We start from the raw sequence: 26429 nt of genomic DNA on the forward strand, positions 1-26429 counted from the left end.
GACCCCTTCCATCAAGAAACGAATTCGAGAGGGGTTACAGCTTAGCAAATCGTGCGGCGGGGGCGTCCCAGGCTTGCGTGTTTTGCGGCGAGTATGTCTTGGTCGGGAAACTCGTGCGGATCAGCCCACGTGCTTCCTCGATCGAATGCAAGTGACCGGTGCCGATCATTTGCATGACAACGTTGCCGATCGCTGTGGCTTCGACCGGGCCCGCAACGACGGTGCGGTTGCATGCGTCAGCGGTCATCTGGCAGAGCAGTTCGTTGAGCGAGCCGCCGCCGACAATATGAATGGTGCTAATTGACGACTCCGTCAAACGCTCGAGTGAACTGAGTGTCAGCCGATACTGAAGCGCCAGTCCTTCGAGTGCGGCGCGGAACAGAACGCAGTTGTCGGTGGGCACGCGCTGCCCCGTCCGGTCTGCCAACGCGTTGATCTCGTCGATCATATCCGTCGGCGCCAGCAACGCGGCGTCATCGGGATTGATCAGCAGAGAGAAGGCCGGAGCGGCCGCGGCTTGCTCGACCATTTCGGCCCATGAAGGTGCGGTCCCCCGACGCTGCAGTGCCGCGCGAATCTGCTGGAAAATCCACAGCCCGCCAATGTTCTTGAGCAATCGGGTGCTGCCGTGAACGCCGCCTTCGTTGGTGAAGTTCAGCTCCGCGCAGAGCGGCGTGATCTTCGGTTCAGGCAATTCGACGCCCATCAACGACCAGGTACCCGAACTGATGTAGCACCAATCCGGCCGCGCGGGGGCGAACCCGGCCGCGGGCACCGACAAGACCGCTGAGGCGGTATCATGCGTGGCCGGGACGACCACGGGCACGTCGTGCAGGCCAGTCAACTCGGCCACGCTGTTTTGCACCACGCCAATTTGCGTTCCCGCCGGAGTCGGCGTGGGGAACCAGGCCGCGGGCAGGTTAAACGCGTCGAGCAGTTTCTGCGACCAGGTTCCGTCGACCGGTGATAGGAGTTGGGTTGTCGAGGCATTGGTGGCCTCGATCGTCCGCTCACCCGAGAGCATCCAGTGGAACAGGTCGGCCATCATCAATAGCGAGTTCGCGTTTCGGTAGCCGACGTCTCCCGCCCGCTCAGCGGCCAGCAATTGATAGAGGGTGTTGATTTCCATGAATTGGAGGCCCGTCTCAGCAAAAATCTCCTCGCGGGAGACCCGCTGCATCGCGTCTCGCATGCGGCCCTGGTTCCGCGGGTCACGGTAGCATCGGACGGGGCTGACGAGTTGATTGTGCTCATCGAGCAGTCCGAAATCGACGCCCCAGGTATCGACGCCGACGGACGCAATTTTCGCTCCGGGAATCTTTTCGAACTGGTCCGCCGCCAACCGCAATCCGTGGGTGATGTTCTGCCACAGACCGAGGTGATTCCAGAGCAGGTCCTGCTGCATCCGGACGGGCTGATTCTCAAAACGCCAGATTTCGGCCAGCTGAATCTTTCCATCTTGGACGCCGCCCGCGATCACACGCCCGCTCGAGGCGCCCAGGTCAACTGCCAGATGAACCGGCCCGCGTAGGTCAGTGGCCACGGTATCACTCACGGTCTTGCATCCTTCAATGGTTGTTTTTTCAGCCCGGGGGGCGGCAGATGAATTGCCGGTGGCGCCCGCCACCGGAACATGCCTAGGAATATTCCAGTCGCCCGGAGGGTGACACGCTCGAAAAATAACGAAAAAGGTGTCGTCCACCGGACTGAGTCCATGCTGTTGTAACCCGAGACGGGTGGCTGACGCCACCGGCAGACCATATTTCGCCCGCTGGGCTGGGAGGTCGCCCTGGGCCTGTCCCCCCGATTGAAATTCCTCGCGAAATCTTCTTAATTTGCTAGCAATACCGGCCCGGATGGGGACGGCTGCCGCAAGGTCCGGTCTGGACGCTCGTTACAGAACCGACTGTCTCGCCCACGCGACCCGCCGAAGAGGGCTCGAAATGGGGACGAATCTGAATTTCGTGAAAACAGATGTTGACCCGGATCGTTCGGTACGTAGGCTAGTTCATACCTCCGCGAGTTCGCCTTCGCGTGGAGCCGAACGCGGTCAGCTCGCGGCCATGGGCTGACGTTCGTTGAATCGGCCGGGGAATCCAAAACGCCCCTCAGAAACCTTGGTTTTTGAGGCGATTTGGGTTATTTCGGTCTCTTTTACGACGACTCCACGGGCCGGGTACAGGATGTGCCCGGTTGCGGACGCTCGCTCGGTTTCTCGTGGTCGCGATCCGGTGGGACAAGTCCCCCAGACCGCCCCTCCCCCCAGCCGATCATCGGTCGGTTATGCTATTGGGAACCTTCTCGTCGTGATTGTTTGATATCCGGCTGCCCCCCCTAACCGAGTGACCCACCATGCCGTTCCGCTTTGTTCCGATTGCCTGTTTGCTGCTGTTCTTCGGGGCTGCGACTTTGACGTCCCCCGCGCATGCGGAAGACCCGCAGGCTGGTTCGCAGTTCTACGAAGTTCGCACCTATGTGCTGGGAGAGAACGGCGACGAAGCGCTCGTCGATGCGTATTTAGAGTCCGCACTGCTGCCCGCCCTCGAACGCCAAGAGATCGGCCCGGTCGGTGTCTTTTCACCGTCCGCCGACGACAAATCAGGCACGCCAGCAATCTACGTTGTCATCCCGTTCGATCGACTCGAGCAAATCGCCAGCGTGCGTGACGCATTGGCCGCCGATGCCGACTACCAAGCCGCCGCGAAAACCTACCTGCAGCGTCCGCATACCGATCCTCCTTACGCGCGTATCCGCAGCGAACTGCTCTCGTCGATGGAGTGCTGGCCGACACTCAAGGTCGCCGACGGCAGCCTGGAGAACGACGAGCGGGTGTACGAGCTGCGAGTCTACGAGAGTGCCAACGAGCGGATCGGCGATTTAAAAGTCGAAATGTTCAACAACGGCGAGGTGCCGATTTTCCTGAACGTCAACATCACTCCCGTTTTTATTGGTCAATGTCTGTTGGGGCCGCAGTCGCCGAGTCTGACCTACCTGACCGTTTACGAGAACGAAGCGGCGCGGCGTAAGGCCTGGGTTGACTTTATCGCCGATCCCGATTGGAAGGTGCTCAGCAAGAATCCGAAGTACGCCGGTACGGTCAGCCATATCGACAAATTCGTATTGTCCGCCAAGCCGTACTCGCAAATGTGAGCTGCCGGTTCTGTCCGCCCATCGGCTAGCTCGCTAGGATTCTCGTCATGACACCAATGATGAGACAATATCACGACGCGAAAGAAGCGTGCGGCGACGCACTGCTGTTCTTTCGCATGGGCGATTTCTACGAGCTTTTTCTCGAGGACGCGAAAACTGCTGCCGGAATCCTTGGGCTGACTCTGACCAGTCGCGACAAGGACAGTGAAAACCCGACCGCGATGGCTGGGTTTCCTCACCACCAGCTCGATCAGTATCTGCAGAAGCTGATTCGAGCGGGCTACCGAGCAGCGGTCTGCGAGCAGGTCGAGGATCCCAAACAGGCCAAGGGGCTCGTCCGTCGCGAGGTCACCCGCGTCGTCAGTGCGGGCACGCTCACCGATGACGGACTGCTCGATCCTCGCGAGCCGAACTATCTCGCTGCGGTGATTGTCGCCAAGCCCACGGGGAAATCGAAAGGCGCGGCCGTCGATCCTGCTGCCCACACGGTGGGGATCGCCTGGGCGGAGCTCTCGAGCGGTCGTTTTGAATCGGGCGTCTTCCCTCGCAATCGGCTCGACGATGAGCTCGCTCGGATTTCGCCTGCCGAAGTGATCTACTGCGAAGACGATCCGCACCTGTCCCCTGACACCACGATGCCTTGGGCGTGGACCCGGCGCCCGGGATGGAGTTTTGCTCGCGAGGCAGCGGAAAAATCGCTCACCAAACAACTCGCCGTATCGAGTCTCGAAGGGCTGGGGTTCGAGTCCGATTCGGGCCCCGCGATCCGGGCCGCTGGCGCCGTGCTGTCCTACCTGCAAGAAACGCAGCGAGGTTCGCTCGACCATTTTCGTACGCTGACCTGTCACAACCGTAGCCCCGTACTACAGATCGACGCTGCCACGCGGCGCAGCCTTGAGATCAACCGCACGATGCGCACCGGCGGTCGTGACGGAGCGTTGCTCGGCGTGATCGATCGCACCGTCACGCCGATGGGGTCGCGACTGTTGGCGGATTATCTCGCCGCACCACTCGTTTCACCCGATGAGATTGCCTACCGCGCCGATGCCGTGTCGGAACTCGTTGCCAATCATTCGCTCCGCGGCGATGCACGCAAAATTTTGCGAGAGACCTACGACCTGACGCGATTACTCGCGCGGATCGCGACCGGTCGCACCGGGCCGCGTGACCTGCAGCAGATCGCCGCCACGCTGGCGGGTTTACCCGCCCTCAAAGCGAAACTCACCGATCGCGTCAGCCATTGTTTGGGCGAACTCGAATCACACTTGCATCTCTGTCCCGAGCTGCGAACGAATTTGCAGAACGCGCTGGCCGACGAATGCCCTCTATCAGCGGCCGACGGCAATTTCGTACGCGCCGGGTACGATGAAGATCTCGATGCCCTGCGAGAACTCGCCAAGGGAGGCAAGCAGTGGATTGCCTCGTACCAACAACGCCAGATGGACGAGACCGGCATCGCCAATCTCAAGGTTGGTTACAACCGCGTATTCGGATACTTTCTCGAAGTCTCCAACGCGCACAAGAGCAAGGTGCCAACCGAGTTCATTCGCAAACAAACGCTGAAGAACTGTGAGCGGTACATCACTCCCGAACTGAAAGAGTACGAGGAGAAGGTGCTCGCCGCCGATGACAAAGCCAGTCTGCGTGAGCAGGAGATTTTCCAACAACTGCGGCAGATGGCTCACGCGAGCTTGGCGATTTTGCAAGAGGTCGCCGACGCAATCGCACGCGTTGATGTACTCGCCTCCATGGCGGAAGTGGCCGCCGTGCAACACTGGGTTCGCCCTAAGATTACCGACGACAACACGCTGCGGATCGAGGGCGGGCGTCATCCCGTACTCGATGTTTCAATGCAGCATGGCGAATTCGTCCCCAACGATTGTGTCCAGAGTCCCGCCGACGGCATGGTGTTGTTAATCACCGGCCCCAACATGGCTGGCAAGAGCACCTACATTCGGCAGGTGGCACTGATCACGTTGCTCGCCCAGACCGGCAGTTTCGTACCTGCCGACGCGGCGGAAATCGGTGTCGCCGATCGTATTTTTGCTCGGGTCGGTGCCAGCGACGAACTCAGTCGCGGGCAGAGTACGTTCATGGTCGAAATGGTCGAGACCGCTCGCATCCTCAATACAGCCACGTCCCAAAGCCTCGTGATACTTGACGAGATCGGACGTGGCACGAGCACCTACGATGGTCTCTCGCTGGCGTGGGCGATCACCGAGCATCTGCATGAACAGATTGGCTGCCGCACACTCTTTGCAACCCACTACCACGAACTCGCCTCACTCGAAGAAACGCTGCCCCGCGTTCGCAACCTCAACGTCGCGGTCAAAGAGTGGCAGGACGAAGTCGTTTTTCTGCACCGGATCGTCAGCGGCAGCGCCGACAAGAGCTACGGCATCCAAGTCGCTCGTCTCGCGGGCATTCCGCCGGAGGTCAACAGCCGCGCCAAAGACATCTTGTTTCAACTCGAGACCAATCACCGCGACAGCCACGATCGACCCGCGATCGCTCCACCGAGCAGCGTGAAATCTGGAGACACTTTCCAGCTCACCCTGTTCGGCTACGCCGACCATCCGATGATCCAACAGCTCTCCAACCTTGACTTGGACAGCATGACGCCCATGGACGCATTGCAGTTCCTGCAAAAAGCCAAGCAAGAGATCACGAAGTAAGACTCGCGTGGATGACCCGTGACGAAGTCTCCCTTACTTAAGCACCTGTGCATAAGTTTTCTTCTGCATCTCCGCCTCCTGACGACCAGACTCAATTGTCCAGTCTCCCCTCTCCTCCGAAGCGGGGCAGAGGGGAGACTGGGACGTTGTTGCTTCGCTCGGAATCAAAATGCAAGGCAGGATAATAGCATCAACCCCAAAGATTTAGCGGTCCAGGCTAGCGCCTAATCGGCTCTTCTCGGGGGCCTATCCCGGAACTTATGCGAATGTGCTTGCCGTCGCCAGAGCGTGGGACGCACGCTCTGGTGAGCGTCGCTACGCGGTCGATTCATTCGCGGTCGCTTCGCTGAAAACGAATCGTTTGCGGTGCCAGATTGGATTGCTCGGCACATTTTGCCCAGCGATACTGGTGGAGATTCGGGTGGGGAGGCATGCTGAAAACACCTCGGACGCACGCTCGCATCGGATGAGCCTTTAAGAAAGGCAGGGATCCGGATATCCTGTCGAAACGGCAGCGATAAACCCACGAGTACTCCAGCAATCGAGAGTCTGAATATTGTCGAACACCAGTCTGGCCCAGCGCCCCACCACCGACCCCGCCACTATCCTGCGTTTTCGTGATCGACAGTACGCCGCTGACCTAATCGCCGCAGCAATTCTGGAGTTCGATCTCTTTAGCTTTCTACAAGAGCGAGCCGGGATTTCCTTCGCTGAACTCTGTGAACACTTTGGTTGGCAATCACGGCCTGCCGATGTGCTGATGACGCTATGTCGGGCCAGCGGCTTTGTCGTCACCGATTCCAACGGCGGCACAAAGTTAACCGATGTGGGTCGCGAATACTTGACCAAGGACAGCCCTTGGTTTCTCGGACCCTACTACCGTCCGATTGCCGACTCGGCGGTGCTCAAAGACTTTGTCACGATCTTGAAAACTGGCAAACCCGCTAATTGGCAGGCCAAATCGGACGGTGCCGATTGGCATGAATCGATGAAGGACGAAACGTTCGCCAATAGCTTTACCGATCTCATGAACTGCCGTGGTATCGCGTTTGGTCAGCATCTCGCCGAAGCGGTCACGCCCTATATGAATGATCGGACTCACATGCTCGACGTTGGCGGTGGGTCGGGGATCTACAGCACAACGATGGTCGCCCGTCATCCACACTTGCGAGCCACCGTGCTCGAACAGGCACCCGTGGACGCGATTGCACGCCGCGAAATTGAACGAAACGGCTTGAGCGACAAGGTCAGCGTCGCGTCGGCGGATATGTTTTGCGATCCGTGGCCAGATGACGCCGACGTGATTCTGTTATCGAACCTGCTCCATGATTGGGACATGGTGGAAGCACAATCGATCGTCGATCGGGCGGTCGCAGTGCTGCCTCCGGGCGGCTTGATCATCATCCACGGAGCCATCATCAACGCTGAGAAAACCGGCCCGCTGCCCGCTGCCGAGTATTCATCGCTGTTGATGAATATCACGCAAGGCAAGTGTTATAGTGTGGAGGAGTACCGTGATTTCCTGCGTCCTCATGGCTTCGAAATGCATCCCTACCAAGACACCGTTGGTGACCGCGGCTTCCTCACGGCGACGAAGCTGAAATGATGCTTGCAAGGCACGAGCGAGGAATCGGTATCCGAACGCTCCTCGCTCGGTATGGTCGTTCGCGGAGCGTTCGGCCGCTCATTCAGACAGCCGTTTCCTACTCGTTCCTAGCGCCAACGATTGTATTTCTATCGCTCTTGATCTCGGCGGCATCCGGGATCGTGACGGCAGGCGACCGCGAAGCCTCCGCTTTCAACATCACGTTACGCGATGCCGACGACACGGCAAAAGTGACCACGGAAGACGAACGCGTTATCGTGTCGATTCGCAGCTCGCGGGGCATCGGCAGAGCTACGATTGAGCGACGTGGCGCCTCGTGGCCGGAACGCGTCGTCATGCGGTTGCACGTCAGTGGCCTCGAGAGATTCCAGGTCACCAACGGTACCGTCACGCTGCACGCCTCCGTTTCCAGCCATGCCGCGACACCACGTGTTCGGCGTTGGAAAAACGATCAGGAAAACGTCCTGCTCGACAAAGAGAGTCGATATTGGATGCCCGTGAAACTTCTGGATTCCAAGGGGCAGCAGACGAGAGAAGTCCCCATCAAGGAGGGATACTTTGAAATCCTGCTTCCCACGGCATTTTTTGCGGGCAATCCGCCTGAAGTGACACTGCAGTGGATCGACTTTTACCGCGGGTAGAAAAGTGGCGGAGGTGGATTCAGCTCAGGTCATCCGGAACCGGGCCGCCAGCAGGCGAGAGGGGATCAGCAGGGCGAAGATCAGCACGGCAATCTTTGCTCCGACCGCGAGCATCGTGATGGTTGCCGCAATCGGGATGATCGCCATCAAGCCCGAACCAATCGTGGCCCCAATCCGTTGCGGCGAAGGGTTTCTCGCGGCGACGTAACCGCGGTACAGAGCGGTGGCCAGCATCAGCAAAATCGCCGCTGGAAAGATCGCCACGGGATCGACCCGCCAAGCAGTCGTCCACGCCCTTCCCAGGCCGTCGGCCGACCAGGCAGCCATTCGCGGTGCGAAGGCGAGCATCATCGCGCCAATTCCCATCATGACCAAACCGACCGGTAGATGGACCGTGCGATCCCCCACCGCCTCACGGCGACCGAACGTGGTCAGGCCGGCAATGTACGTTCCCATGCCGATCGCGAACGCTAAGGCAACCGGAGTGAATCCCCACGCGAGCGGATCACCCAATGTGACGCGTTGGAGCGCGGCCAGGGTTTCCTCGTCAACGAGTTTCGACAACGCTGCACTGGCCGAAGTCGCACCGAGCAGGAAACTCAACGTCCGACACGCGCCCATCAGCAGCGGCGCTAGGGGCGTTCGTTTGAATGGCCCGTCATAAAAAACGATGCAGATGCTTAGTATCACGGCAACTACGGCAGGCACCCAACCGAGACGGTTGTCGCAACAAAAACCAACGGCAATCGGGGGCAAGACGCCGAGGAATAGCAGCCCCCACCCCGCGGCGCGAGCGCTGCGGACCGAGATCGCGCGGCGGGCGAGCGGTCGTCCGCGGCGGGCTCGCACGTCGCGGCGCAGATCGAAGACATCGTTGAGAATCATGCCACCCCAGTAGAGCGACACCGCTGAGATTAACGTCAGCCCCAGCACGATCCAAGGCTCTCGCTGGTCGCCATCGGGAGCCGCTCGTCCCAGTGCGCCCGCGTACCAACCACTGCCCCCGAGAACCAGAAGGAAGGCGGCGGAGACGTCGGCGATGATCGTGAACATATTGGGCAATCGCACCAATTCGGCCCAGGACTTCCAGTTCGCGCTGCTCATATTTGATCGCTTCTCATCGTGCTTCTTAACGCCGCAACATGCGACTTTGACGTTCGGTGATATGAATTCCATACCGTGACAAATAACGGCTGGTGTCGTTCGTGAAATTCACTTCCATGTCTTGGTTTTCGAATCGAAATCGACCGATCGGCGGCGATGAGATCGGACGAATCGAATACAGTTCAATCACGCTGATGAGGTGAGCGGGATCTGTCGATGGGGCCGCGGTGCTGGGTTCGGTCGATTCCGAATCGGATTCGTCGGTGGAATCCGGCACGGTGGACATCGCGACAACGGGATCGCTCCAGAATTCGATCCGCAGCGGCAGCCCGCGTCCAAAACCGGTCTCGGTAGAAGCTGATTTGGCGATCGCCACGACCACCTCGGTGGGACACAGTTCGGGCCAGGTTTCGGTACCGAATTCAGTGAGCCGATGCTCGCGAACATCCGTTCGCAGATTCCCGCGGATAATCCATACCTCGCGTTGCTCGAGTCGGCCCGAGGCGAGGGTGAGGTCATGGTCGGCAGCGATCCGTTCGAGCATCTCGGTCCACGCGCCCACACGCACACTCGGCGGTAAATGGTTGGCGACGGGTTCGCCCGACATGCCACCCTCATGATAGATGGGGGCCACCGCACCCTGGACCCATTGGTCCAGGCGGCCCACGTCGACGCGTTGCAACGTGACCTCCTCGCCAATCTGTTCACGGGTCCACGCCAGTCGCCCGTCGCTGATTTGTTGCAGGGTATGTTTGCCGTCTCCATCGTGCATGGCGACCTGGAGATTGAACCAGCCACTGCCGCCGCCCGCCTGTTCATAGGTGCCCACGCCAATGACTTCCCGATCGCCCACCCGAACTCGCTGGCGAATTTTGGCGTCAAAGGCGGGACCGAGGGCAATCTGCTCGATCACCCGTGCTAATAACCGCCGGGCAGGGTCGGTGGCTTGCGGGGGTTCTGGATTTTGAGGTTCCGATGCGCCCTGAATCGTCGCAGCCGATTCGCCGACGGCATATTGAGGCACCGCGCCGACCAACATGGCAATCCAGACCAAGACTAAGAATGCGGTTGGGTAGGTCCAGCGAAAGACGCCCGAATCACGGGCCAGGCGTACTAAACGGGGCGGATGACAGGCCATGCGGTGGTAGGAATCAATCTTCATATGCAGGTTGTGACGATTTTAGCAAAGATTCGGAGCCCAGATTGCCGATGCAACCCCATAGCGATGGGTCCGAGAGCGGATTCAGAGCGTGTGGCGACGCGATCGTAAAGATCGGCGGTCGTCCAAGTCCATCCCATTCGATCCCGATTCGTCATCAGGCGAATCACCACCTGTTCGGTTTCCGTAGCGTAATTCACTCTCGAATTGCCGGGGAATTCGAACCCAGCGACCCATGACGGGGGAAAACATGAAACGAATCGTCACTCATTTGGCGCTCACGGCGACCACGGCGTTCATCGCCACCGGGTGTGTGCCGGTTCGCCACAACATGCCACCGGAGCAGCGTATGATGCAGCCCGGACCTGGCGTGGGCGGCCCCGGCCCCGGCGTACTTGGGCCTCAAGCCTATAACCCTATGATGGGGGCAGCGGAATCTGCGACCCCGATGGCGGAAGCACTTGCTAGCAGCAAAGCGGCCATCGGAAAGCAGATCGCAGAAGCATCTGCCGAGAATACCAACCCGGAAATTTCGCAGGTTGGATACGATCAAGTCGACGTTCAGACCGCCGGCTTCCGTAGAATGATCCAGGACGGCCCGTCGCCTACCGGCGGAGCTCAATGTGGCTGCGGCGGTCATGGTGAAGCTGCTGGCGGCCTCGCCGGTTCGAGCTGCCTGGCCGGTGGCAATGGCGGTCAGTTCATTCCGCCCGGTGGCGGCGTGACGATGACGTCGGGCATGCCCGGCATGATCAGTACCGCTCAGGTCACCTTTGGCAGCCCTGATGGGATGCACGTCCGGTACGATGTGACCGGATCGGGCTTGTTCGATAGCGAACCGCTCGTCGTGCCCGCCCGGCAGAACTTCCCTCAAGGCGGTCTCTATCGCCTGAAATTGACCAATATCCCCAGCCGACCCGGCGTGGAACTGTATCCGACCGTTGAATTGGCCTATGCCAATCCACGCACCGGTGCCTACCTGGCTCACAACTCGGTACCGCTGCAGTTCAGCGAAGAGGACTTCGACCAGGTCTTGACGGGTAACTTCGTCACCAAAGTCATCTACCTTCCGGATCCGGAATTCCAAGGACCGGCCATTGCGGGCATCGATACGCTCGTTAGCACGCGGCTCGATCCAGGCATCGATCCGATCGTCGAAGCCGACCGTCGTGGTAGCATCCTGGCCATCATCCGGCTCGGTGACAAAGACATCGAAATGGCCGGTGGCAATATGGTCGGCGTCGCGAACAACAGCATGATGGGACCACCGATCACCGGTCTACCCTCGCCGTTTGCTCCCGCGATGACCGATGGTTGTGGCGGCGGACCTGGGGCTGGCAAAGTCGGTGGACCACCGAGCCTGCCCGGCATGGTCGCTGGTGTCAACGCTCCACAGTACGGCATGCCGTACACCGGCACGCCGATTGGATTGCCCGGACCGCCCCACATCCCATTGGGGGCTCCCGCGGGCTTGAAGAGTCACACGATTCGCAACCACACTGCGATGCACATGCCACAACCTGTCAGCAACGTGAAAATCGATGTTCGTCAGCAACCCGGCATGAGCTATCCCAACCCGGTCAGCCGCATCAAAGTGACCGAGCAGAACATCCATCCCGGTGTTCCCAATGCTCGACCGCTGTATGACCAAAGCAGCCAGCGAGTCTATTAATCACGATGGACGGTAACCGACAGTGAATGAATCAACCGAGTAGCGACGTTCGCCAGAACGTGGAGTCCACCGCCTCACGGTGGTAGCGACTCTGTTGATTCGATGCGATTGAATGTGTCGCTGTCGCTAAATGAGCGAAGCGGACTCCTGTGGTCCGCTTCGCTTGTGTTGAAGTCGCTGGGGGCCCTTGCCCCGAGCGAACAGGCTCAGTCTGGGACGGGACAATGGTCCCATCCTACGTCCAATCTTACGGATGATTTGAATCGGTACCCGATACGAAACGATCAAGAAATGACCATTCGATCCGTCCTCCTGTTGTTGATCATCTCCGTGGTAGCGTCCATCGCGCCCGCTGCGGATCCGATGGACCTGCTCGGCCCTTCAAGCCGTCATCGCCTGCTGACCGGCGACATGCCGGCCGGTGTGATCGCATCGGCTCGCCAAAATATGGGGCGTCAACAACCGCCACCGACCTATTATCAACCGGTGGCATTTCACGGCCCCAAAGGCGTGCGTTTCTCGTTGGCCCAGTATGGGTCCTTCGGCGAGGGCGAATCCGACTTGATGGCGGGGCTGATGATCGGCCAAGTCTATCGTTTTCGGGTTACGGGCATCCCTTTTCAAGCCGGCGCCGAACTGTATCCAACCATTGAAATGGTCGACCGGACGTATCCGCCCCCCGGCCTGGCGACAACGTATCCGATCCCAATCAACCTTGACGAAGATGACATTCTGGCGGCACTCGAAGGGCGATTGGTCACTCGCGTGATTTATCTCGAGGACCCACAAACGGCCACCCCGCTGCCCGAAGGCCCGAACGGGCCGACGGCGATGGACGTGCCGGAGAACCAAGACCCCTTGGAAATTGCGGACTTGCGTGGGCGTACGGTCGCCATCCTGCGGATCGGTTCCCTCGCGCCCCCTCGGGCTGAAATCCTACAAGCTCAATTCTTTTTCGGTCACCCTTCCTGGGCACCCATTTTCAAGCCACAGCCATGATCGATATCGCCGAAGTATTGAAACGTTCACGAACGACTCACGCGTCTTCGCATGTCAGCGTACTGGTATGCCTCGCCACGATTGCCACTGGTTGCACGGGAGTTCCGAACGCGAACCCCTTGGCAGCGCCGCTCAGTCAGGCACCCGTCGCAAAAGCCGCACCGGGCGCTCATTCAGCTGTTTCGCCCGTCCAGCCCGCTCAACAGGCCAGTCGCGAAATTGCCCAGGTTGGCTTTCGGAAATCAGTCCACGTGGGCGATGATAACTGTGTCAGCAACGATTGCGGTTGCACGTATGGCCCCTGCGCAAACGGATGCAATGCGACACCCTACGGATATGTGATGCCCATGGTCCAACAACCGTGGCAGTACGATCCGCAAGAGTTCCTGTGCGATGGCGGTGACCAACGGCCCCATGCCGTGCTGACTCGTGATGATTTCATCCGCGGCTTGCAGCCCGAAGATACGGTGTCGCATTACACGACCGAAGCTGGCGACATCGAATTCGCAGCATCCAATCGAGTCTGTGTCTACTCACCTCGCTTTGGCAACGTGCGGCGAATCACTGGCGCGATCCAAGGCGACGGTGCGATTGCCGTGGCGGGTGCCACCCGTCCGGTCGGCCCGCAAGACGTCAACTACGATTTGCCCGGTCTGGTCATGCGTGACACGGTTGAGGTGGGCCAGGAAGAATTCACACGCCGCATCGACTCGATGCGTGATCGCAATCGCGGCGTGCGGATTGAAAATGTTCAACAACCACTCCAGTCCGTCGATGTACGTACGGTGCTCGCAGGGATCCAGAACGTTGGCATCTCAGAACTCGACGAGTCGCTGCTGGCGTTGTTAGAGCGTTACGCCGTCGCTGCCACCATCTGGACCTTGGACGAGAGTGTCGAGGTCGCGATTGGAGATCTCGCACCGCCCGTGCTGACCCGCGATCAAAAGGTCGATGCCTTGGTCGTCTACGACTTCCCAGGTCCCGGCAGACTCAACCTGATCAAACTCGCCGACAAGACAGATGCTCCGATTGGAGACACGGTCACATTCACCTTGCGGATGCAGAACGTAGGCGACTCAGCCGTCTCAGGGGTTGTCGTGACAGACAATCTCGTCACACGACTCGAGTACGTCGCCGACAGCCAATCGGCGAGCGTCGAAGCGGAGTTCGAAACCAAACCCAACCAGGTCGAGTCGTCACAATTGATCTGGCGTCTGAAAGAAGAGCTCGCCGTCGGCGACAGCGTCACGATTGAATTCAAATGTCGCGTACGTTGAGCTCCCGTTTTTCGGAGTGGATCTTGTAAAAGATCCCAACAGCACTACTGTAGTCGCTGGCAACGTTTGTGATTTGAGCTCATCCGACGGCAGGGTGCGTTGGTGTACAGTGGAAGGTTTTTTCAAGGCATCGCTCCAGTATCCAATCTGTTTTCAAAGACGCGTTCCTGCCGAACGAATATTCGGCAGAGACTGGCAACACCATTGGCGTACCATCGACCGGGATATCCCTTGCCAAGCCCGCACCTCTGCAGAGCTTTGCTCCGTTTTTCCCGGCAGGCCCAGTCGAATTTCCCGGCAGGTCCAGTCGAACGCTGTCAGTCCAATCCCCATCAAGAAATCGTTGGATACTTGAGGCACGCTTCCAAAACCTCCGGCGCACGCTTCCGTCGGATGATCCGAGATTTTTCGAATGGAAGGTATCGGATCTATGTAACCGTGTCACTTAACCAATGACAATACGCTCACTCGTCGCGGTGCGCCAGCCACTGCGCCCCGATCGACTCTGGAATTTGCAAACGCAGATCCAAATACGTTGCTCGGCATCCTCCAATCTCGTCGCTGGGAGTTCTTCCTCCGTTTCAAAGTTCCAGTCGCTGCAGAATGACGGCTTGCAATTGGGGCACCGCTGGCCCTTCAGTCCACACACTCAAACCAATTTAAGTATTCTCTACCTCGCCACACGAAGGTGGCGATTCGCCTGGACCGCGAGCGGCCCGGCAAAACAAACCGACAGTGGGATCGCCAGCGAAGTCGCCATCAAGACTGTGACGAACTGAACACCGGCGTACGGCCAGAGAGCGTACCAAGAACACGCCGCGGCGATCACGACGACGCACCAACCGGTGATTGCAATGGCAATCTCACGCCAAGAGAACATGTGCCGGCTGGCCAGCCACACCACGCCCGCATCGAAAACGATCTTGGCCACAAGAGCAATATAAAAGAGTCGGTAGGACCACACCAACCAATCGTTGGCCACGCGAGTGACCTGTTCCCAGTCTCGTTGCTGCAAGAACCATCCCAACATGCCTATCAAGGGACTCATCAAAGCCGTGCAACAGGCCGCAAATAGCCACAAGATAATGGTTTGTCGTCCCCGCAAAAGCACACACACACTGCGTAGCGATCCGCCCAACATGACCATTAAAATGGCAAGGTAGATCGCGGCGACCATCCGCAGTGGCACCGTCGAGGATGCACTCGCTTCGGCAACGGTCGCCCACCACCGCCAGGCTGTCTCACGATTGCTTTGCCAGGCGAAGCAAGTCAGCCAGAGCAGCGTCACGCACAGCATCGTCAGCACATATTCGGTTGCGAACTTGCGTAGCCGGATGAAGGCCATCGGCCGCGACGGGATTGGACTGGCGATGAGGTAGCTCGGCAACGAACTGCGAGCTCCCCAGACGGCCGGTTCGACCTGCACTGTTAGGACCCCGCCTAACGCTGCAACGAAAACCAATGCAAAGATCGCACTCCCTGCCGATACCGGGATGACCCAGAAAAGCAATGCGACGACCGGAAGCATCCCCAGCAGTCGCCGTAGCATGCTCGCTCGCGACCGCTTGGCATCGTACCAGTTCAGTGCCTCCGGCCAGTGAGAGAACGATCGCCGGGCCACGGGCTCGGTCGACTCGCGAGCCACCCTGTGGTGAGCCCGCTTGGTTTGCTGAAAACGCCCCACCCGCGACTGCTTCACGCTGTAGACCGCAAACAAGACTGCAGCGATGTAGCACACCCCGATGCCCGCAATCGCCCAGCGCATCTGCGTGGGGTGATCAAAGGAGACGGCCACTGCCCCCAAGCCGACAAAGTACAGCAGCGGCATCGCGGAGATCGCCAGCACGATCCGCTGCCACGCAGCACGAAAGGGCATCCACACGAGTGCGCATGCGGTAATCCCGCATGCCGACATGCCCAGGGACTGTGAGACAATCGGGAGGGCGGGCGCCCCGAAAAAGCGGCAGACCAGCACCGTGGTCCCCCACACCACTGTGATCCAGACTGTGATCCAACCAGCCGGAATGATCGCGAGCTTCCAGTTCGCAATCGGCAACCGCAGTAGCCATCTGTCGTAGCCGCTGGTCGGGTCGAGTAGGTTGGACTGACGTGAGAACCCAAACAAACCAATCGGGCATACGAGGGCAACCAGCACCGACAGGAAAATGAACCCCATCGACGTTTGTGTCAACCAATGGGGAGCCTGCGAGAGAGTCGATACAACTGTGAGTGTGCATGCGACAACAAAAATCAAAAACAGGATCCACAAAAAGATCCGATACCGGGTCCAGACGTACTTCGTCAGCGCGATGGTTTCGTTCATGCTGTCACCTCTTCTACGATCGCTCGCGATGGAACGGGTGCCGGATCGTCATTCATCACCCGAGCGGCAAACCAGCGTTCGAGACTGAGCGGCCGGATCTCACGGATAGACTGACCGCCGAGGGCTGACCGCACCGCGTCCTCGTCGGTATAGACCGACCGATCCACCGCGACCGACCATTCACGACCACGGTTCTGCCAACCAAAGAACCCCGGCAACTCGTGTTTGGAAAGGTCCTTTGCCGAAAGTTCGCAAACGATTTCAAGGTACCGCTCGGGCAATTGCTCCATCGCAATGACTTCCAATAACCGACCTTGCCCGATCACGCCAACGGTATCACAGACCCGCGAAACTTCGTCGAGTAGGTGACTAGAAAACAGCACCGTGCGGCCTTCGTCCGATGCCGTCCGCACAACCGCCTCCAGAATGTCCTGACGGGCGATCGGGTCCAGCCCATAGCTTGGCTCGTCAAGAATCAGCAGTGCGGGACGATGAGCCAGTGCCACAAGCAACCCGGCCCGAGCACGCCCACCCTTGGACAGATCGGCAAGTCTAGCAGTTGGATCCAGCGAGAATTGCTGCACGAGTTCATTGCACAGATCGACGTCCCAGTTGTGGTACAAGGCACGCATGAATTCAATCAGCTCGCCCACTCGCATCCAACGCGGCAGGACATCCTCTTCGGCGACGTATCCGACATGCTGCATGACGCTTTCAGGTGTCCGCGCCGGATCTTCGCCGAGCACGCGAACATGCCCCGATTGCGGTCGCAGACCGCCGATCAAATGCCGGATCAAGGTCGTCTTGCCGGCCCCATTGAGACCGACCATGCCGAACACGCATCCGGCGGGGATCGACAGCGTGATGTCATGCAGCGCCTCACTGCGGCGGAATGCACAACTCAAATGATCAATTTCGATCGCAGGATTGGAGACACTCATTTGGATTCCTTGGCAGGAGTAGGAACGGGGACATCTTGGAGCTTCGCGTCACGCTGGGTCATCTGCGCCAGCAAATCATCGAGCGGAATCCCAAGCTGCTTGGCTTGAATCAGCACGCGATCAATGTGCGGGGCAATCAACCGTCGACGCTCGGCCGCGTTCAGCTTCGCCTCGCGGGCCGCAACGAAGGTTCCGACGGTTCGGCGTTTCTCGACCAGCCCCTCGTTCTCGAGTTCGCGGTAGGCTCGCGCGACCGTGTTCGGGTTCACCCGGCTACTCTCGGCCAGCCCGCGGATTGTCGGCAATTCATCGCCGACGGCGAGCTGGCCGGAAACGATTCGAAAACGAATCTGTTCGACGATCTGTTGATAGATCGGCGGCCCATCAGTGGTAATGTGCAGGAGCATCTTGTTTCCTTGTGTTAATTCAACGATACAAGAGTGGGCTGGCGGAGTCAAGTGCTTTTCAGACGTGGTCTTACGCGGTGTTCCCTGGCACCGTCGGTGCCTAGCCCCATGCGCTGCCGCAGCGTGTATTCTGAGGCCATGCTGCGTTCCTCTTTCGTCTTCCTGTTTGCCGCTCTCCGCATGTCGAACCTCCTTCCCTGGCCAGTCCGCCAGTTTTGGCGAACGATCGCTGTCTTGTCTTTGTTGCTGTCACCTCTGATCCAACCTGCATCGGCAGCCTCTCCGGTGCCACCGCCGTTTGTGACGTCGGTCGGCCAAGAGGACTTGGATGCCGACGTTTTTGCGGACTGGATTGGCGGGGTCGAAAACAAAATCGATGAAAGTCGATGCAAGCGGGGGCCGCTCGATGTGATCTGGACGCGCGAAACACGACCGGATTGGCGCGGCGTTTCTTTCGGTCGCGACAAGGCGGCAGGCATTCGGCACCTGCGCATCGGTTTTCGCAAATCGATCACCATCGGCACGGTCGTTGTTCGCGGCGGAGGGGCCCTCAGCGTGCTCAAACCGGACGTTGCCTACCCAGGTGATTTGGGTGACGACACGCAGTGGATTTCTGCGGAGCGGTTGGTCACTGGAGAGGCAGGCACTCGAGTCGTGTCACTGGATGAAGTGGATCAAGACGAGTACGCGTTTTGGGTATTGCCACCGTCGACGCACACACGCGCAATCCGATTCACCCATGATGCTTCGCCATCGCAGCATGATCCAGCGGGAGAGGTGGGCAACGTGTGGGTCTTGTCCGATCGTGTTGCGAATATCGGGCCTCAAGGCAACGCTGTTTCACGCAGTCATAGTGAGTCGGTTGATCGCGTGATCGATAGCACCAATGACACGATGTGGAAGGCCTGGGCAAACACCGAGCAGGATGCGTCCCAGGGCGAACTCATCAATGCGGCAAACCCCGAGTGGATCATTGTCACGTGGCGGCAACCGATTCGGCTTAACGGCGTAGCGTTGATGTGGGCAGGTTTCTCTGCTTGCGATTTACAGGTGCTGCGTGAGGGTGTCGGACTGTCACCTACTGTTGCGCCGGAGTCAAGCTGGGTCAACGTCGCGAACGCTATCGAGATGGAAGAGCATTATCCGATGCCGCTCTGTCCGACGTGGCTGGCGGTGAAATCGCCGTCGACTGATTTCGTCACAACGACCGCGATGCGGCTGCGGATCAAGGCCCCGTCATCGAGCAATCACGATCATCTACGCAGCCAAATCGCGGGTGGCAGACGGGTTTGGTTGGGTGAACTCGCCGCGATCACGAACCTAAAGAATGCCCCACTCTCGTCTGCCATTCTCGAAACCCCTGAACGTGCCCATGCGCCGGTACCCGTCCGCTTCCGCCTCCCTCGCCCCGGGCTCGTGACTCTGGTCATTGACGATGACCATGGGCAACGGGTGCGGAATCTGATCAGTGAAACGCCGTTTGAAGCTGGCGAGCACGTGGTTTGGTGGGACGCCAGCGATGATTTGGGTCGCGATCTCGATTCGCCGCAGCACGGTCTGTACAACATCCCCACGCACCTGGTCGCGCCCGGTCGATATCAGGTTCGCGGCATCTGGCGAGACCCGCTCAAACTCGTCTATGAAATGAGTGTTTACAGCAGTGGACATCCTGCCTGGGAAACCGAAGATGGGACGGGTTGCTGGATGACGAACCACACACCACCGACGAGTGTCGCGTTTGTTCCGGGAGATCGAGCTGCTGATGGCGAGTCGCTGGTGTTCATGGGTGCCTATGTGTCCGAAGGTGGCCACGGTTTGCAGTGGGTGCGTGAAGATGGCACGAAAGTCGGCGGCCAAGGACGTGTGGGTGGGCATTGGACGGGTGCTCCGACTCTCGCCGTGGACCAGGGAGATGGATGCATTTCGGATGACCTGTGCTACGTGGCGTCGGTATGGGAAGGCGAACTGCGTATCACTGCAAAGACGAAGTCGCTGGCGGACCGTGAGATTCTTAAGCGGACCATTGGTGACGACCCCCAGCCCAACAGAATTCCCGTCGACGAGCGACCCATCGTGCTAGCCGGATTCGACGGTGGCGATCATCGCTTCGTGCTGGCGGGACTCGCTGTTTATAACCGACAGATCGTCTTGTCGTTCCCGCGACAGAACGAACTGCGGCTGATCTCCGTCGACGCGCCCGACGCCGAGGTTCGCCAACCAATCGATCGACCCCGCGGAGTGGCCTTTGATCAAGCCGGGCAATTATTCGTGATCAGCGGTAATCGCGTGCTGCGCCGCGAAGACGCCAGAGCGAATTCGCCGACCCAGTTTATTGATACGGGGATCGATTCGCTGCAGGATCCGAGACAGATTGCGATTGATGACATCGGTCGTTTTTACATCAGTGATCGCGGCGACGCTCACCAGATCAAAGTCTTCTCCGCCGATGGGGCCTTTCTCCGTGCCATTGGCAAACCCGGGCCGCCATCAGTGGGGGCTTATGATCCACTGCACATCAACACGCCCAACGGCGTGGCAATTGATCGACGCGGCTATGTCTGGGTCGCGGAATGCGATTTTCGCCCCAAACGAATCAGCGTGTGGAATCCGAGGCTGGAAACGACTCGAGACGCGGAGTTGGTCGATGCATTCTATGGGCCTGGCGAGTATGGCGGCGGAGGTGTGCTCGATCCAATCGATAAGTCGAAATTCTACTACAAAGGCCTGGAGTTTGCCTTGGACTGGGAGCACGGCACCAATCGGCTGGTACGCGTTTTTGATCGCCCCCCGACCTGGCTGCACAGTCACTACGGTAGTTGGTCTCCCGACACGCCGTTGTATCCCAACCTTGATCGACACCATCCTGATCGCGCGGAAGCCTCCCGATACTTCACCAGTTGTTACACGTCGAACCCAACCAATGGTGACGCGGTCGCGTTCGTTTGGCGCGATGGAGCGGACCATGCGAGACTGGTTGCGGGCGTGGGAGCGGCGCAGCATTGGGATCTGCTCAAGACGGCGGCGTTTCAAGACCGTTGGCCGGCGGGTATCGATCTCGCGAGCGATCGTGGTGACGCGGCAGCGTTCTTTTGCTGGAGTGACACCAGCGGCGATGGGGAACCTCAGCCGGAAGAGGTATCGATCCGCCCCGGTGCGTCGGGTGGCATCATTATCGACAACTCACTGTCCGCCATTGTCGCCCGGCTCGATGGTGAGGCAGTCCGATTTCGAGCCACCATCGATCCGGCGACGGGTGTGCCCTCCTACTCGATCGACGATCCGGACGTGTTGCTCGATGAGGTTCAAGGGCCCGTTTCATCAGGCGGTGACCAAGCCCTCGCTACTGAAGATTCGGTCATCTTCACCAACGCCCCACGGCCATTTTCTAATCATGGACTCGGTGGGGCCGCTGGTGGCCATCCGACTTGGAGTTACCCAAGTCTATGGTCGGGGTTACACGCCAGTCACGAGGCCGCCGTCCCTGATCGTCCGGGCATGATTGTCGGACACACGCGACTGCTCGGAGGACTGATCCGTCCCTCTGAAGCCGCTGGGCCGATGTTCTGTGTCAATGGAAACATGGGTAACATGTATCTGATGACCACCGATGGCATGTTTGTCGCGACCCTGTTTCATGACATTCGACTGAGACCCAAATGGTCCATGCCCCATGCCGTCCGTGGCATGGACGTCAGTGATGTGTCGCTGCACGACGAGAACTTCTGGCCCTCGATCACGCAGACGACCGACGGCGAGGTGTACCTGGTTGATGGCGCCAATACCAGCATTGTCCGTGTCGATGGTCTCGATTCGATTCGCCGCTTGCCATCTCAATCGATTGAGATCACGGCCGCGGATCTTGGCCGTGCGAGCGAATGGACGGCAGCGGCCGAACTGGCCCGTCAGGCTGATTCCGTTCACTCCCCGCTGCGGGTTTCGATTCGCAGCGAAATGCCTATTGTCGACGGAGATCTCAGTGATTGGCCGGCCGACGAAGGCTGGGCGATTATCGATCGCCGTGGTATCGCGGCGAATTTTAACAGCAACTCGCGGCCCTATGACGTGGTGGCATCGGTTCGTATCGCCGACAATAAACTCTTCGCTGCATATGAGTCCGCCGAACCAGATCTGCTCCGCAATCGTGGCGGTGCCTCCGAAACGTTGTTCAAGACCGGTGGCTGTTTGGACCTGATGTTGGCTACCGAACCAGAACACAATCATTCGAAATCGCGTGACACGCAGGAGGGTGATATTCGGCTATTGGTCACACAGGTCGACGGGAAGGCTCGTGCGATGCTATACCGCGCCCTTGTGCCGGGGACTGACGAGCCAGTCAAATTTAGCAGCCCATGGCGGACAATCGAGATTGACCAAGTTCAAGATGTCAGTGATCAGGTGGATTTCGCGACCAACAACAAAGGGCATTTTGAGTTCAGCATTCCCCTGTCGTCGCTGGGCTGGGATCCACAAGCTGGCGAAGTCTATCGCGGCGATCTCGGTGTGCTCCGTGGCAACGGACGCGAGACCACGCAGCGTGTCTATTGGTCCAACAAAGCGACCGCGATTACCAGCGACGTTCCCAGCGAAGCTCAACTCTCACCATCGCTATGGGGAAGTTGGCAGATCCAGTAGCAGACGATCATCAGGCATCGAATCTGGTAACCGCTGCGACAAACATTGCGGGCACGGCTAGCACGGGATCGCTAGAGTAGAGGCTGGGATCGAGCGGTCGCAGAATAGATTTCCGGGAATCGATCCGTTTCGCCTTCACCCATTTTTAAAATGACAAAGCATTCAAGTCTTCAGATCACTCTTCGCGGTGCGGTCGTCGTCGCGATGGGCGTGGCAGCAATGACAGTCGCGGCCCGCGATGGCATCGCCGCGCCACCTCGCCCGACCAGCGAGGCGGGGGATGCTGGGGGCACAGGCGGTGGCCAGCGTCCCAACGTGTTGTTCATTGCCATCGATGACATGAATGATTGGACCGGTTTTCTGGGCGGACACCCCCAAGCCCATACGCCCAACATGGACGTGTTGGCTCGCCGTGGTGTGAACTTCACCAATGCGCATTGCGTCGCTCCGGCCTGTTCGCCGTGTCGGTTGGGGCTGCTCTATGGCGTCGAACCATTTCACTCGGGGCTATACCCGTTTTACAACCACGACAGAATCCAGCCCTGGATCACCGAGAACTATACCAGCTTACCCAAAACGCTGCGTGACCAAGGCTACGAGACCTATGGTGCGGGCAAGATCTTTCACTCCAGCACGCATTACGACATCGATTGGTCGGACTATCACAAGCCCCAAAGAACGAAACTGGTTTACGCGCCCGAACACGGGTATCAGATCGGACAGTCCGGCAAAATGGCGTTCTGTCCGACGACCAACCCGCTGTCGGAGCACCCTGATTATCAAGTTGCCGATTACGGTATCGAGGTTCTTGGCGACGAGCACGACCAGCCTTTCTTTCTGGCGGTGGGGATTGTCAAGCCGCACTTGGCATTCGTGTGTCCCGAACGGTTCTTCGAGATGATCGAACAGCCCGTCGAGGCGCCCCTGATTCGCAATGATGACCTGGCCGATGTGCCCTGGGCCGGGCGTTCGATGGCCAATTTAGGAGACGATCTCAAGTTCCGAAACGATGCAGCCTGGCAGCGAGTTCGGCATGCCTACCTGACCTGCATCACCTGGGCTGACTTCAACATCGGCCGAGTCCTCGATGCACTCGCCGCCAGTCCCTATGCAGAGAACACCGTGATTGTCCTGTGGTCGGACCATGGATATCACCTCGGCGAAAAGCGGAGCTTTCGCAAGTTTTCACTCTGGGAAGAATCGACACGAGTGCCGCTGATTGTTTACGATCCACGCCGGCATGAGGGCGAACCGGATGATTGCGCTGAGCCGGTTTCGTTGATTGATCTGTACCGAACCATCACGGAACTGGCGGGTGTCAACACGCCTCAGTACGTCGATGGTGACAGTTTGGTGCCCCAGTTGGACAACCCAGCCAAACCGATCTCAGAACCGGCTATCACAACGTGGGGGCGTGGCAACTACAGCCTGCGAGATGCCCGCTACCGATACACGCGATACTTCGATGGCGGGGAGGAGCTTTACGATCACCACACCGATCCGCAGGAATGGACAAACCTGGCCGACGACGCTGATCACCAAAACATCAAGCAACGACTCGCCAGATCGCTACCGCAAGACGAGGCGCCGTTAGTTCGCACTGGCGTCGCCCTATGGAACGTGACCGACGCCGATCGACCGGACAAATTGAAAAGCTTCGAACAAAAAACGTGGCCCAGCTTTGTCAAAAAGCTCCGCCCCAAAATCGAATAGCCGCGAGCTTTCCGGACTTCGAAGCGTATCACGCCATTTTCGCTAGCCCAGTCGACGCGGTCCTGGACCGATGCGAGGGCATCGTGTCTGCCCCGCCATTCTCCTCAGCTGCCGCCTGTAGGGCAGTCCACTGGTTCGTCGTTACTGATTACTGACTGCCGGCTTTCCGATGAGTGGCGAGCACTAGATGTCACCCCCCCGCCATTGCCAGGCACTGGACATATGACTATGATGGGTAGGCTACAGAGTTCTATTTTAGGAGCATCCGGTTCATGTCTCTGAACTTCGGTCACTGTATCAATTTCTTCGCAGGTACGAGAGGGCGAGAGGCATGCCAACTGAAAACGACACTCGCGTGCGGAGAACCAAGCAGCTCGCCGTTTACATTATCGGACTGATGCTGTGGTCGATGGCGGGCGGTGCGAGCGGTCAAGATTTCACGCGTCCCCGGGAATGGACTGACGTATCCGGTCGCTTCAAGACGGAAGCATCGCTGGTGAAGTTAGATAGTGACAGTGTCAAATTGCGGGTGGCCGACGGACGCGAGATTTCACTTCCCACCGGCAGGCTGTCTGAAACCGATCGCGACTTTATAGGTGCAGTGAGAATTCTGCAGCAGTCCTCTCAGCAGTTCGCCATCCTGCAGGAGTATTTGAAAACGGAAGACCTGCATTTGGCTGGCACGGTTGCAAGTCTGCAGAACGCGGCACGTGGTCAGCCCGACGGAATCGTGGCACCGTTCTTCTTGGTTGTTGCTCAGCCGCTGCTTTCGCGAGAATCTCGCTCGCACGATCAAGCTCAGCGAGCCAGTCGGCAGGTCATTGGTTTGATTGAAAAGGTACAGAAGTACTGGCCGAATCTGCATCGCCAAACGCTCTCGTCGACCTACAACAACCTGGCGGTCATAGCGGCGCGAAAGAAGAGCGAATCGGCGTTCGTCAACTATCTCCGATCCAGTGCGAAGACATCGGCACCGGAAATTTCATTTGCCACCCATCACAATGTGTCCGTGGCTTTATCGGACAAGACTATTTCGGCGAGCTTTCGGAGCGACCTCTCAGGGGTACTCACGGGCGGCACGCCGCAGCCTGGGCCAGCAGGGCCACAGCGTTTGGCTTACACCTTGGATCATGACTCGTTTGAACTCACCGCGCGCGGTTCAAATGAGCAGACTCCTCCACTCGATTCACCGGAAATGCGAGCCGGCCTCGTGCGATTGGGGTCTGGCAGCGCATTTTTAATCACGCCCAAACTAGCGTTAACCAATCGTCACGTTGCCGAAAGTGCGAAATCATTTTCCGTTCGCAATGACCATGATTTCAAGTCGTCTGCAACGACATTTGTCGTGAGCGATGATCCTCGTGTCGACCTCGCATTGCTCCAGCTAGCATCGCCAGCTCCTGAAGCCATTTCGACGCTCTCTATATCGCTGACCAATGCACGCGAGCAAGAAGAGATGATCCTGCTAGGGTACCCTCTCCCTGATATCCTCGAGCCAACTTTGACCAGCAGTCGAGGAAGTGTCAGCAAGTACATCAATGATGATCTCGGATTCATTCATGAGGCGTCTTCCGATCCCGGTAGCAGTGGTGGACCTTGCATCAATCTTTCCGGTGAGGTGATCGGTGTTCACTTTGCCGGGAATTTAGCGAGCCGGAATGTAAGAAACCACGCCGTCAGCCCGGCGGCAATCCGGCAGTTTTTGGCGGGAGTGAATGTCGAGCTTACCGATCCGACACGAGCTGCGGCAACGAACTTTGCCGACGTCGTCGAGGCATCCAAGGACGCAGTGTTGTTTGTGGATGTCTATGGCCCGCCATCGGCGCTGGATATTCCGCAACAGGGAGGTTCGTTGGCTGAACCCGTGGTGGTATACGACGACTGTTGCTTGATGTGCAGCGGGAATGGGATGGCAAAATGCGCACGCTGCATCAACGGTTACGTCGAAACGCCTTACATCGAAGTGGTCGCTCGCGATGTCAAGGGCCGACCCATGACGGCTCAGAAATTTGCGAAGAAGAAGTGTTCGCACTGTGACCAGCGAGGCCGGTATCGCTGCCCTCTCTGTGGCGGTTCGGGTAACGCGAAATAACAGCCCGCTCGCCGAAGTCTCCTGTCGTTCCGTAAGAA

Annotated in this window: 16 protein-coding genes; 10 read left to right on the forward strand and 6 right to left on the reverse strand. The window is 58.7% G+C overall.

Features of this window, described 5'->3' with window-relative positions; translation table 11 throughout:
* Positions 1-34: 34 nt before the first annotated feature.
* Positions 35-1555 (reverse strand): rhamnulokinase, encoded by a 1521-nt coding sequence (locus tag SH410x_RS02645; protein ID WP_473674344.1) that lies wholly within the window; start codon positions 1553-1555, stop codon positions 35-37.
* 797 nt (positions 1556-2352) lie between these two features.
* On the opposite strand from SH410x_RS02645, the gene SH410x_RS02650 reads away from it, so the two are divergent.
* From SH410x_RS02650 to SH410x_RS02665, 4 genes are all read left to right on the forward strand, one after another.
* Entirely contained in the window at positions 2353-3150 is a 798-nt protein-coding gene (locus SH410x_RS02650; protein WP_473674346.1) for an NIPSNAP family protein, read from the forward strand.
* A 47-nt stretch (positions 3151-3197) separates the two neighbouring features.
* Entirely contained in the window at positions 3198-5825 is a 2628-nt protein-coding gene (gene mutS / locus SH410x_RS02655) for a DNA mismatch repair protein MutS (RefSeq protein WP_473674348.1), read from the forward strand.
* A 556-nt stretch (positions 5826-6381) separates the two neighbouring features.
* Positions 6382-7431 (forward strand): methyltransferase, encoded by a 1050-nt coding sequence (locus tag SH410x_RS02660; protein ID WP_473674350.1) that lies wholly within the window; start codon positions 6382-6384, stop codon positions 7429-7431.
* On the forward strand, positions 7428-8072 hold the full coding sequence (locus SH410x_RS02665) for a hypothetical protein (protein ID WP_473674352.1): 645 nt from the start codon (positions 7428-7430) through the stop codon (positions 8070-8072). The genes SH410x_RS02660 and SH410x_RS02665 overlap by 4 nt, the downstream gene beginning before the upstream one ends.
* A gap of 24 nt (positions 8073-8096) precedes the next feature.
* On the opposite strand, the gene SH410x_RS02670 is transcribed toward SH410x_RS02665, so the two are convergent.
* A complete protein-coding gene (locus SH410x_RS02670; RefSeq protein WP_473674354.1) occupies positions 8097-9176 on the reverse strand; it encodes a UbiA family prenyltransferase in 1080 nt (359 codons plus the stop codon).
* 25 nt (positions 9177-9201) lie between these two features.
* The gene (locus SH410x_RS02675) at positions 9202-10338 is read right to left on the reverse strand and encodes a hypothetical protein (protein ID WP_473674355.1); all 1137 of its coding nucleotides are present in this window, start codon (positions 10336-10338) and stop codon (positions 9202-9204) included.
* Positions 10339-10585: 247 nt separating this feature from the next.
* On the opposite strand from SH410x_RS02675, the gene SH410x_RS02680 reads away from it, so the two are divergent.
* The 3 genes from SH410x_RS02680 (at position 10586) to SH410x_RS02690 (ending at position 14283) form a co-directional block, all read left to right on the forward strand.
* Positions 10586-12007: a hypothetical protein gene (locus SH410x_RS02680; RefSeq protein WP_473674357.1), complete on the forward strand. Its 1422-nt coding sequence runs from the start codon at positions 10586-10588 to the stop codon at positions 12005-12007.
* A gap of 291 nt (positions 12008-12298) precedes the next feature.
* Complete coding sequence (locus tag SH410x_RS02685) at positions 12299-13006, forward strand: hypothetical protein (RefSeq protein ID WP_473674359.1); 708 nt, start codon at positions 12299-12301, stop codon at positions 13004-13006.
* Positions 13003-14283, forward strand: a complete 1281-nt coding sequence (locus SH410x_RS02690) for a DUF11 domain-containing protein (protein WP_473674361.1) — start codon at positions 13003-13005, stop codon at positions 14281-14283. Before SH410x_RS02685 ends, SH410x_RS02690 begins: the two co-directional genes overlap by 4 nt.
* 670 nt (positions 14284-14953) lie before the next feature.
* On the opposite strand, the gene SH410x_RS02695 is transcribed toward SH410x_RS02690, so the two are convergent.
* The 3 genes from SH410x_RS02695 to SH410x_RS02705 are packed head-to-tail and all read right to left on the reverse strand — an operon-like array spanning position 14954 to position 17954.
* A complete protein-coding gene (locus tag SH410x_RS02695; protein WP_473674363.1) occupies positions 14954-16606 on the reverse strand; it encodes a hypothetical protein in 1653 nt (550 codons plus the stop codon).
* A complete protein-coding gene (locus SH410x_RS02700) occupies positions 16603-17547 on the reverse strand; it encodes an ABC transporter ATP-binding protein (RefSeq protein ID WP_473674365.1) in 945 nt (314 codons plus the stop codon). The genes SH410x_RS02695 and SH410x_RS02700 overlap by 4 nt, the downstream gene beginning before the upstream one ends.
* Positions 17544-17954, reverse strand: coding sequence for a GntR family transcriptional regulator (locus SH410x_RS02705; protein WP_473674367.1), 411 nt, complete (start codon positions 17952-17954; stop codon positions 17544-17546). The genes SH410x_RS02700 and SH410x_RS02705 overlap by 4 nt, the downstream gene beginning before the upstream one ends.
* 138 nt (positions 17955-18092) lie before the next feature.
* Here SH410x_RS02705 and SH410x_RS02710 point away from each other — a divergent pair, with 138 nt between their 5' ends.
* From SH410x_RS02710 to SH410x_RS02720, 3 genes are all read left to right on the forward strand, one after another.
* Positions 18093-22586 carry an NHL repeat-containing protein gene (locus tag SH410x_RS02710; RefSeq protein ID WP_473674369.1) on the forward strand — a complete coding sequence of 1498 codons (4494 nt, stop codon included), beginning with the start codon at positions 18093-18095 and terminating at the stop codon, positions 22584-22586.
* A 150-nt stretch (positions 22587-22736) separates the two neighbouring features.
* Positions 22737-24299, forward strand: a complete 1563-nt coding sequence (locus tag SH410x_RS02715) for a sulfatase (protein ID WP_473674371.1) — start codon at positions 22737-22739, stop codon at positions 24297-24299.
* Between the two features lie 331 nt (positions 24300-24630).
* Positions 24631-26391 (forward strand): trypsin-like peptidase domain-containing protein, encoded by a 1761-nt coding sequence (locus SH410x_RS02720; protein WP_473674373.1) that lies wholly within the window; start codon positions 24631-24633, stop codon positions 26389-26391.
* Positions 26392-26429: the final 38 nt, after the last annotated feature.

The organism is Rhodopirellula sp. SH410 (assembly GCF_055811895.1).

Coding starts and splice junctions, on each gene's coding strand:
- SH410x_RS02710 (WP_473674369.1), top strand. CDS start 18,093: ATGCTGCGTTCCTCTTTCGTCTTCCTGTTTGCCGCTCTCCGCATGTCG.
- SH410x_RS02690 (WP_473674361.1), top strand. CDS start 13,003: ATGATCGATATCGCCGAAGTATTGAAACGTTCACGAACGACTCACGCG.
- SH410x_RS02670 (WP_473674354.1), bottom strand. CDS start 9,176: ATGAGCAGCGCGAACTGGAAGTCCTGGGCCGAATTGGTGCGATTGCCC.
- SH410x_RS02715 (WP_473674371.1), top strand. CDS start 22,737: ATGACAAAGCATTCAAGTCTTCAGATCACTCTTCGCGGTGCGGTCGTC.
- SH410x_RS02680 (WP_473674357.1), top strand. CDS start 10,586: ATGAAACGAATCGTCACTCATTTGGCGCTCACGGCGACCACGGCGTTC.
- mutS (WP_473674348.1), top strand. CDS start 3,198: ATGACACCAATGATGAGACAATATCACGACGCGAAAGAAGCGTGCGGC.
- SH410x_RS02720 (WP_473674373.1), top strand. CDS start 24,631: ATGCCAACTGAAAACGACACTCGCGTGCGGAGAACCAAGCAGCTCGCC.
- SH410x_RS02695 (WP_473674363.1), bottom strand. CDS start 16,606: ATGAACGAAACCATCGCGCTGACGAAGTACGTCTGGACCCGGTATCGG.
- SH410x_RS02650 (WP_473674346.1), top strand. CDS start 2,353: ATGCCGTTCCGCTTTGTTCCGATTGCCTGTTTGCTGCTGTTCTTCGGG.
- SH410x_RS02705 (WP_473674367.1), bottom strand. CDS start 17,954: ATGCTCCTGCACATTACCACTGATGGGCCGCCGATCTATCAACAGATC.
- SH410x_RS02700 (WP_473674365.1), bottom strand. CDS start 17,547: ATGAGTGTCTCCAATCCTGCGATCGAAATTGATCATTTGAGTTGTGCA.
- SH410x_RS02685 (WP_473674359.1), top strand. CDS start 12,299: ATGACCATTCGATCCGTCCTCCTGTTGTTGATCATCTCCGTGGTAGCG.
- SH410x_RS02675 (WP_473674355.1), bottom strand. CDS start 10,338: ATGAAGATTGATTCCTACCACCGCATGGCCTGTCATCCGCCCCGTTTA.
- SH410x_RS02665 (WP_473674352.1), top strand. CDS start 7,428: ATGATGCTTGCAAGGCACGAGCGAGGAATCGGTATCCGAACGCTCCTC.